The 9,508-nt window shown below is 68.6% G+C and carries 9 protein-coding genes; all 9 read left to right on the forward strand.

What is annotated here, in order from left to right:
* Positions 1–663 (forward strand): amidohydrolase family protein (locus AC1D1G_RS36060; RefSeq protein WP_477955865.1); only part of this gene is annotated, 663 nt, incomplete at its 5' end.
* Positions 660–1,226, forward strand: a complete 567-nt coding sequence (locus tag AC1D1G_RS36065) for a PH-like domain-containing protein (RefSeq protein WP_120659116.1) — start codon at positions 660–662, stop codon at positions 1,224–1,226. The genes AC1D1G_RS36060 and AC1D1G_RS36065, both read left to right, overlap by 4 nt.
* Positions 1,223–2,383 (forward strand): glutamine-hydrolyzing carbamoyl-phosphate synthase small subunit, encoded by a 1,161-nt coding sequence (gene carA / locus AC1D1G_RS36070; protein WP_222820817.1) that lies wholly within the window; start codon positions 1,223–1,225, stop codon positions 2,381–2,383. The genes AC1D1G_RS36065 and carA overlap by 4 nt, the downstream gene beginning before the upstream one ends.
* Complete coding sequence (gene carB, locus AC1D1G_RS36075) at positions 2,383–5,751, forward strand: carbamoyl-phosphate synthase large subunit (protein WP_477955867.1); 3,369 nt, start codon at positions 2,383–2,385, stop codon at positions 5,749–5,751. The genes carA and carB overlap by 1 nt, the downstream gene beginning before the upstream one ends.
* Positions 5,748–6,587 carry an orotidine-5'-phosphate decarboxylase gene (gene pyrF, locus AC1D1G_RS36080; protein ID WP_477955868.1) on the forward strand — a complete coding sequence of 280 codons (840 nt, stop codon included), beginning with the start codon at positions 5,748–5,750 and terminating at the stop codon, positions 6,585–6,587. The genes carB and pyrF overlap by 4 nt, the downstream gene beginning before the upstream one ends.
* Before the next feature lie 126 nt (positions 6,588–6,713).
* Complete coding sequence (mihF, locus tag AC1D1G_RS36085) at positions 6,714–7,034, forward strand: integration host factor, actinobacterial type (RefSeq protein WP_005262298.1); 321 nt, start codon at positions 6,714–6,716, stop codon at positions 7,032–7,034.
* Between the two features lie 8 nt (positions 7,035–7,042).
* Positions 7,043–7,666, forward strand: a complete 624-nt coding sequence (gene gmk / locus AC1D1G_RS36090) for a guanylate kinase (protein WP_011598864.1) — start codon at positions 7,043–7,045, stop codon at positions 7,664–7,666.
* Positions 7,667–7,707: 41 nt separating this feature from the next.
* A complete protein-coding gene (gene rpoZ, locus AC1D1G_RS36095; protein ID WP_005241734.1) occupies positions 7,708–8,013 on the forward strand; it encodes a DNA-directed RNA polymerase subunit omega in 306 nt (101 codons plus the stop codon).
* A gap of 14 nt (positions 8,014–8,027) precedes the next feature.
* On the forward strand, positions 8,028–9,332 hold the full coding sequence (gene coaBC / locus AC1D1G_RS36100; protein ID WP_477955871.1) for a bifunctional phosphopantothenoylcysteine decarboxylase/phosphopantothenate--cysteine ligase CoaBC: 1,305 nt from the start codon (positions 8,028–8,030) through the stop codon (positions 9,330–9,332).
* Positions 9,333–9,508: the final 176 nt, after the last annotated feature.

Here is a 9,508-nt window from a genome sequence, read left to right on the forward strand (position 1 = left end):
CTGCTCGCCCGCGACGCCGGGGCGCGCGTGCACATCTGCCACGCCTCCACCGCGGGGACCGTCGAACTGATGAAGTGGGCACGCGGCCAAGGCATTTCGATCACCGCCGAGGTCACCCCGCACCATCTGCTGCTCGACGACTCCCGGCTCGAGACGTACGACGCCGTCAACAAGGTGAATCCGCCCCTGCGGGAGGCGAGCGACGTCGCCGCGCTCCGGGCCGGACTGGCCGAGGGGATCATCGACTGCGTCGCGACCGATCACGCACCGCACGCCGAGCAGGACAAGTGCTGCGAGTTCGCGGCCGCCCGACCCGGAATGCTGGGACTGGAGACGGCACTGTCGATCGTCGCGCAGACGATGGTCCGCACGGGCCTGCTCGACTGGCGCGGCGTCGCGCGGGTGATGAGTGAGCGGCCCGCCGAGATCGTCGGACTCGACGACCAGGGTCGCCCGATCGAGGTCGGCGAGCCCGCCAACCTGGTGCTGATCGATCCGGACGCCGAATGGACGGTCCACGGCCCCGATCTCGCCAGCGTCGCCCACAACACGCCGTACGAGTCGATGACGCTGCCGGCGCGGGTGACCACGAYGATCCTCCGTGGCCGGGTCACCGCGAGCGACGGCCAGGCCCGCGTCCCGGTGCGGAACGGTAGGGGATGACGGTGGAGAGAATTCTGTGGATAGTCGGCCTCGTCGCGTTCTGGGCGCTGGCCATCTTCCTCATGTACATCGGGTGGCGCGGTCGTGCCCGCCGTCAGGCCGACCGGGTCGGGCAGCTTCCCGCCGTGCCCGCGCACCTCGGCGAGCAGACGATCGCCCCGGCCACCGGACTGTATGTGGGCAGCACCCTGGCCCCGAGCTGGCAGGACCGGATCGCGGTCGGCGACCTCGGTTTCCGGGCGACGGGGGAGATCTCCCGCTACGCGGCCGGGATCCTGCTCGAACGTGACGGGGCGTCGGCGATCTGGATTCCGCAGGACGCGGTCCGCGCCGTGCGCACCGAGCGCGGTCTCGCGGGCAAGGTCATGAGCAAGGACGGCGTCCTCGTGATCCGGTGGGAACTGCCGACGGGCACCGAGATCGACACCGGTTTCCGGAGCGACGACAAGTCCGTGTACCCCGCCTGGGTCGGCGCAGGGGAGCCGGACGGCAAGACAGACAGTGAAGATTCAGCGAATGCGGCGAGCTCTGGTGAGGTCGAGCAGAACGGAGAGAACGCATGAGCGGCTACGACACCGACTCTGCAGTACTGGTCCTCGAGGACGGACGGGCATTCCGGGGCACCACGTTCGGTGCCGTCGGCCAGACCCTCGGTGAGGCCGTCTTCAGCACCGGCATGACCGGCTACCAGGAGACCCTCACCGACCCCAGTTACCACCGCCAGATCGTCGTGGCCACCGCGCCGCAGATCGGCAACACGGGATGGAACGACGAGGACGACGAGTCCGTCGGCCCCACCGGCAGCAGCGCCGAGGCGAAGATCTGGGTGGCCGGGTACGTCGTCCGCGACCCCGCCCGCCGCACCTCCAGCTGGCGCGCCACCGGGTCCCTGCAGGATGAGCTCGTGAAGCAGGGGGTCGTCGGGATCGCCGGCATCGACACTCGCGCACTGGTCCGCCACCTGCGCACCCGCGGCTCGATGCGCGCCGGGGTGTTCTCCGGCGACGCACTGGCCGAGACCGACGTGCTGCTCGACCGGGTGAAGAGCCAGCCGTCGATGCTCGGCGCGGATCTCGCCGGCGAGGTCAGCACCACCAGCGGGTACGTCGTCGAACCGACCGGGGGAGACGCGCGCTTCACCGTCGCGGCGATCGACCTCGGCATCAAGACCAACACCCCGCGCATGTTCGCCGAGCGCGGCATCCGGGTGCACGTGCTCCCGTCCAACGCGACGCTCGAGCAGATCCTCGACCTGAAGGCCGACGGCGTCTTCCTCTCCAACGGTCCCGGCGACCCGGCGACCGCCGACGGCGCCGTGCACCTCACCAAGGAAGTCATCGGGCAGGGCCTGCCCCTGTTCGGCATCTGCTTCGGCAACCAGATCCTCGGGCGGGCTCTCGGTCTCGGCACCTACAAGATGAAGTTCGGTCATCGAGGCATCAACATCCCGGTCGTCGAACACGAGACGGGACGCATCGCGATCACCGCGCAGAACCACGGGTTCGCGCTCGAGGGCGAGGCCGGGCAGGAGTTCGACACCCCGTTCGGCAAGGCCGTGATCAGCCACACCTGCGCCAACGACGGTGCCGTCGAGGGGGTCCGCCTGCTCGACGGATCCGCGTTCTCGGTGCAGTACCACCCCGAGGCCGCGGCGGGCCCGCACGACGCCGCGTACCTGTTCGACCGCTTCACCAGCCTGCTCGAGGGAGTCAAGAACTAATGCCACGCCGTACAGATCTCTCCCACATCCTGGTGATCGGCTCCGGGCCGATCGTCATCGGCCAGGCCTGTGAGTTCGACTACTCCGGAACCCAGGCCTGCCGGGTGCTGCGCGAGGAGGGCCTGCGGGTCAGCCTCGTCAACTCCAACCCGGCCACGATCATGACCGACCCCGAGTTCGCGGACGCCACGTACGTGGAGCCGATCACCGCCGAATTCGTCGAGAAGGTCATCGCCCTCGAGGCGGAGAAGGGCCACCCGATCGACGCCGTCCTCGCGACGCTCGGCGRCCAGACGGCCCTCAACACCGCGGTGGCGCTGCACGAGCAGGGCATCCTCGAGAAGTACGACGTCGAGCTGATCGGTGCCGACTTCGACGCCATCCAGCGCGGCGAGGACCGGCAGAAGTTCAAGGACATCGTCGCCAAGGTCGGCGGCGAGTCCGCGCGCTCCCGTGTCTGCTACACGATGGACGAGGTCCGCGACACCGTCGCTGAACTGGGCTTCCCCGTCGTGGTGCGGCCGTCGTTCACAATGGGCGGCCTCGGCTCCGGCATGGCCTACGACGACGAGGACCTGACGCGGATCGCCGGCGGCGGTCTCGCCGCGTCACCCACGGCCAACGTGCTGATCGAGGAGTCGATCCTCGGGTGGAAGGAATACGAGCTCGAGCTGATGCGCGACGGCCGCGACAACGTCGTGATCGTGTGCTCGATCGAGAACGTCGACCCCGTCGGCGTGCACACCGGCGACTCGATCACCGTCGCCCCCGCCATGACGCTCACGGACCGTGAGTACCAGGCGATGCGCGACCTCTCGATCGACATTCTCCGCGAGGTCGGCGTCGACACCGGCGGCTGCAACATCCAGTTCGCCATGGATCCCACCGACGGACGCCTCGTCGTCATCGAGATGAACCCGCGCGTGTCGCGGTCCAGTGCACTCGCCTCCAAGGCGACCGGCTTCCCGATCGCGAAGATCGCCGCGAAGCTCGCGATCGGCTACACGCTGGACGAGATCGTCAACGACATCACCAAGGAAACCCCGGCGTGCTTCGAGCCGACCCTCGACTACGTCGTCGTCAAGGCGCCGCGGTTCGCGTTCGAGAAGTTCCCCGGCGCCGACGACACCCTCACCACGACGATGAAGTCGGTCGGTGAGGCCATGTCGATCGGCCGCAACTTCACCGAGGCGTTCGGCAAGGTGCTGCGCTCGCTGGAGACCAAGCGGGCCGGGTACTGGACCGGACCCGACGTGGAGGCCACCGACCTGGACAGCCTCCTGGCGGAACTGAGCATCCCCCGCGACGGCCGCGTGTACGGCCTCGAGAAGGCGTTCGCTCTCGGCGCCACCGTCGAGCAGCTGTTCGACGCCACGAAGATCGACCCGTGGTTCCTCGACCAGATCCTGCAGATCCACGAGCTCGGCGACACGCTGCGCGAGGCGCCCGAGGTGACCGAGCGGGTACTGCGCCGCGCCAAGCACCACGGCCTGTCGGATCGGCAGATCGCGGCCCTGCGCCCCGAGATCGGCGGCGAGGACGCCGTCCGGGCGCTGCGTGAGCAGTGGAACGTCCACCCCGTGTACAAGACGGTCGACACCTGCGCCGCCGAGTTCGAGGCGAAGACGCCGTACCACTACTCCACGTACGAACTCGACCCGGCGGCCGAGTCCGAGGTGGCCCCGCAGACCGAGCGTCCGAAGGTCCTGATCCTCGGTTCCGGACCGAACCGCATCGGTCAGGGCATCGAGTTCGACTACTCCTGCGTCCACGCCGCACTGACGCTGTCGGAGGCCGGCTACGAGACGGTGATGGTCAACTGCAACCCGGAGACCGTCTCCACCGACTACGACACCGCCGACCGCCTGTACTTCGAGCCGCTCACGTTCGAGGACGTGCTCGAGGTGTACCGGGCCGAGACGCTGTCGGGCACCGTCGCCGGCGTGATCGTGCAGCTCGGCGGACAGACCCCGCTGGGTCTGGCGAAGCGGCTGAAGGCCGCGGGCGTGCCGATCGTCGGCACCAGCCCTGAGGCGATCGACCTCGCGGAGGATCGCGGCGAGTTCGGCAAGGTGCTGGTCGAGGCCGGTCTGCCCGCTCCCAAGTTCGGCACCGCCACCACGTTCGCCGGGGCCCGCGAGATCGCGGCCGGCATCGGGTACCCGGTGCTGGTGCGCCCGTCGTACGTCCTCGGTGGCCGCGGCATGGAAATCGTCTACGACGAGGCGTCGCTGGAGAGCTACATCTCCCGCGCCACCGAGATCTCCGACGACCGGCCCGTCCTGGTCGACCGGTTCCTGGAAGACGCCATCGAGATCGACGTCGACGCGCTCTGCGACGGCTCCGAGGTGTACCTCGGCGGTGTGATGGAGCACATCGAGGAGGCCGGCATCCACTCGGGCGACTCGGCCTGTGCGTTGCCGCCGATCACCCTCGGCCGCGCCGACCTCGAGAACGTCCGCCGCTCCACGGAGGCGCTCGCCAAGGGCATCGGCGTCAAGGGCCTGCTCAACGTCCAGTACGCCCTGAAGGACGACATCCTCTACGTCCTCGAGGCCAACCCCCGCGCCAGCCGCACCGTGCCGTTCGTGTCGAAGGCGACGGCGGTGCAGCTCGCCAAGGCGTGCGCCCGCGTCATGCTGGGCGAGTCCATCGCCGACCTGCGTGCGAGCGGTGTGCTCCCGGCCACCGGCGACGGCGGCTCGACCCCGGCGGACGCACCCGTCGCCGTCAAGGAGGCCGTGCTGCCGTTCAWCCGGTTCCGGCGCGCCGACGGCACCGGCATCGACACCCTGCTGAGCCCGGAGATGAAGTCGACCGGCGAGGTCATGGGCATCGACGCCGACTTCGGCACCGCGTTCGCGAAGAGCCAGACGGCCGCGTACGGCTCGCTGCCCACGTCGGGGTCAGTGTTCGTCTCCGTCGCCAACAAGGACAAGCGATCGCTGATCTTCCCGGTCAAGCGGCTCGCCGACCTGGGTTTCCGGATCCTGGCCACCGAGGGCACCGCGGCGGTTCTCCGCCGGAACGGGATCACCTGCCAGGAGGTGCACAAGCACTCCGGCGAGAAGCTGGAGGAGGGTGAGCGCACCATCGTCGAGATGATCCGCGACGGCGAGGTCGACATGGTGATCAACACGCCGTACGGCAACTCCGGACCGCGCGTCGACGGTTACGAGATCCGCAGCGCGGCCGTCGCCATGAACATCCCGTGCGTCACCACCGTGCAGGGTGCGTCCGCCGCGGTGCAGGGCATCGAGGCCGCGATTCGCGGCGACATCGGTGTCCAGTCGCTCCAGGCGCTGCACGAGCGGCTGCGGTCGCCCGCCGTCGTCGTGGCTCCCGCGAGCGGTTCCGCGTCGTCGTGAGCGGACACCATCACCACCACTCCTGGGTGCATCGGCTGACAGCGGCGGTCGAGCACCGGGGGCGGTTGTGCGTCGGGATCGATCCGCATCCGGGACTGCTCGAGGCGTGGGGGCTGCCCGTCTCCGCCGAGGGGCTGGAGACGTTCGCGGAGATCTGCGTGGAGGCCTTCGTCGGTGAGGTGGCCGTCGTGAAGCCTCAGGTGGCGTTCTTCGAAGCGTACGGCTCCGCCGGGTACGCGGTGCTCGAACGCACCATTTCGGTCCTCAGAGAGGCAGGGACGCTCGTCGTCGCCGATGCCAAGCGCGGGGACATCGGGTCGACGATGGCGGCGTACGCGCAGTCCTGGCTGGGTGCGGAGTCGGCCCTGTCCTCCGATGCGGTGACGGTGTCGCCGTATCTGGGATTCGGTGCGCTCGACCCGGCGCTGTCGCTGGCGGCGGAGCAGGGCCGCGGGCTCTTCGTGCTGGCCCGGACGTCCAATCCCGAGGGCGGCGACCTGCAGGCGGCGCAGACCGCCGGGGGAGCGTCCGTGGCCCAGTCCGTGGTGGACGCGGCGGTCCGGCACAACGACGCGCAACCCGGTCTGGTGGGTCTGGTGGTGGGCGCGACACGCGGACACGGCCTGGATTTGTCGAATTTTTCCGGACCGATTCTCGCGCCCGGTCTCGGCGCCCAGGGCGCGACTCCCGGTGACCTCGCCGACATTTTTCCCGATTCTCGAAAACTGTTGTTGCCGAACAGTTCTCGTGGTGTTCTCCGTGCCGGACCGTCGGTGACGGCACTGCGTGAGGCGGCCGTGAAGGTCCGCGACGAGATCGAGTCCGCACTCTCATAGCCCACCCGAATCCGGCTCTGACCTCGGGGGGTGGGTTCGCAATCGGCGCCGGGCGTGAGTACGGTCGCTATCGCTGCTGGTTATCCAGTGGTTTGGACTATTTGCCAACGACGAGACGGAGGAACCGTGGCCCTTCCCCAGTTGACTGATGAGCAGCGCGCTGCTGCTTTGGAGAAGGCAGCTGCTGCCCGCAAGGCCAGGGCTGAGCTCAAGGAGCGCCTGAAGCGTGGTGGCACCGACCTCAAGCAGGTTCTCAAGGACGCCGAGGACGACGAGATCCTGGGCAAGATGAAGGTGTCGGCACTGCTCGAGGCGCTGCCCAAGGTGGGCAAGGTCAAGGCGCAGGAGATCATGACCGAGCTGGAGATCGCTCCGACCCGTCGCCTCCGTGGCCTCGGCGATCGGCAGCGGAAGGCCCTGCTCGCCAGGTTCGACTTCGAGGCCTGAGCACGACAGTGGTAGCTGACGCACAAGTGTCAGAGAGCAAGACCGCAGTGCGGAGGGGTCGGCTGGTAGTTCTGGCCGGCCCCTCGGCCGTCGGTAAGTCCAGCGTGGTGCGACTCCTGCGTGAACGGATGCCGGAGCTCGTCTTCAGCGTGTCCGCGACGACGCGCGACCCACGCCCGGGCGAGGTGGACGGCAAGGACTACCGGTTCACCTCTCGCGACGAGTTCCAGCGGATGATCGAATCCGGTGAGCTGCTCGAATGGGCCGAGATCCACGGCGGACTCCAGCTGTCGGGAACCCCGGCCGCACCCGTACGCCGGGCCATCGAGCAGGGCAAACCGGTGCTGGTCGAGGTCGATCTCGCCGGTGCGCGGGCCGTCCGCGCCGCGATGCCGGAGGCTCTGCTCGTCTTCATGGCGCCCCCGAGCTGGGACGTGCTGGTCGAGAGATTGACCGGCCGGGGCACCGAATCCGCCGAGGTGGTGGAGCGGCGTCTCGCGACCGCGAGAGTCGAGCTGGAGGCGCAGGACGAGTTCGACGAGGTCATCGTGAACGAGGATGTCAGCCGATCGTGCGACGAGTTGGTATCCTTGTTGGTTGGACGACCGGAACAGTCCGAGTCGACCCACTAGATCTCACATCAACTAGCCAGAACTATTTCAGGAGATACCGAGTGAGCAGCACCCCCGCAGTAGCGTCCGCAACTCCCAGCCACGGCGCCCTGCCGGCTTACGACACCCCGCTCGGCATCACCAATCCTCCGATCGACGAGCTTCTCGCACGCACGTCGTCGAAGTACGCGCTGGTGATCTACGCGGCCAAGCGTGCGCGTCAGATCAACGATTACTACAACCAGCTCGGTGACGGCATCCTCGAGTACGTCGGCCCCCTCGTCGAGCCGGGCCTGCAGGAGAAGCCGCTGTCGATCGCGCTGCGTGAGATCCACTCCGATCTTCTCGAGCACACCGAAGGCGAGTGAGCGGAGGATCTGCCGTGCCTGAACAGGCAGCGGGCCCGGGCACCGGGCACGTGACGGATTCACCGGAACCGGTTCTGGCGGGGGCAGCCCGCAAGCGGATCGTCGTCGGTGTCGGCGGCGGCATCGCCGCGTACAAGAGTTGTGCCGTCATCCGGGCCTTCACGGAGGCCGGTCACCACGTGCGGGTCATCCCGACGGAGTCCGCGCTCGAGTTCGTCGGCAAGGCGACGTTCGAGGCGCTGTCGGGCAACCCCGTGCACACGGGTGTGTTCACCGACGTTCCGCAGGTTCCGCACGTCCGTCTCGGGCAGGAAGCGGACCTCGTCGTCATCGCGCCCGCCACCGCCGACCTCATGGCGCGGGCCGTGGCGGGACGCGCGGACGACCTCCTCACCGCGACGCTRCTCACCGCACGATGTCCCGTGGTGTTCGCTCCCGCGATGCACACGGAGATGTGGGAACACCCGGCCACCGTCGCCAACGTCGCCACGCTGCGCGCACGGGGCGTGACCGTCATCGAACCCGCATCCGGCCGCCTCACCGGCAAGGACACCGGCGCCGGCCGGCTGCCGGAACCCGACGAGATCGTCGGGTTGGCGTCGTTGCTGGTGGAGCGTCCCGACGCCCTGCCCCGTGATCTCGAGGGCCGGCGGATCCTCGTGTCCGCGGGCGGCACCCGCGAACCGCTCGATCCGGTGCGGTTCCTCGGTAACCGCAGTTCGGGCAAGCAGGGATACGCCATCGCCCGGCTCGCCGTGCAGCGCGGGGCCGAGGTCACCCTCGTCTCCGGCTACACCGCAGGCCTCGCCGACCCGGCCGCCGTCGACATGGTGCACGTCCGCACGGCGGAAGACATGCGGGTCGCGGTCGGCAAGCACGCGCCCGGATTCGACGCCGTGATCATGGCCGCGGCGGTGGYCGACTTCCGGCCGTCGACGATGGTGGCGAGCAAGATCAAGAAGGGTGCGGGCGAGCCCGACTCGATCGCACTCACCAAGAACGAGGACATCCTCGCCGGGCTGGTGCAGTCCCGGCGGGACGGCGAGATCCCGTCCAAGACCGTGATCGTCGGATTCGCGGCCGAGACGGGCGACGCCGACGGCGACGTCCTCACCTACGCGAGGGCCAAGCTCGCGCGTAAGGGCTGCGACCTCCTCGTCGTCAACGCGGTCGGCGAGGGCAAGGCGTTCGAGGTCGACCACAACGACGGGTGGCTGCTCGGAGCCGACGGTTCCGAGTCTGCGCTCGAGCACGGATCGAAGGCGTTGATGGCCAGCCGGGTACTCGACGCCGTCGACCAGCTGTTCCGAACACTCTGACGGCACATCCGGCAGAGTTTCGGTGATTCGAAAGGTGTCACTCCCGCCGGGGTGGCGCTAGGGTCGTTCGCGGTATTACGCAGCTAAGCTGTTTTCACGTGCTGTTCAGGACAACTGTCGAGAGGGAATTCTGTGAGCCAGTCCGGTAGTCGGCTATTCACCAGTGAGTCTGTGAC

The organism is Rhodococcus sp. P3_B8, assembly GCF_056402775.1.

Bases quoted from the DNA above. Each gene is read 5' to 3' on its own strand.
- AC1D1G_RS36065 (WP_120659116.1), top strand. From the start codon at position 660: ATGACGGTGGAGAGAATTCTGTGGATAGTCGGCCTCGTCGCGTTCTGG.
- carA (WP_222820817.1), top strand. From the start codon at position 1,223: ATGAGCGGCTACGACACCGACTCTGCAGTACTGGTCCTCGAGGACGGA.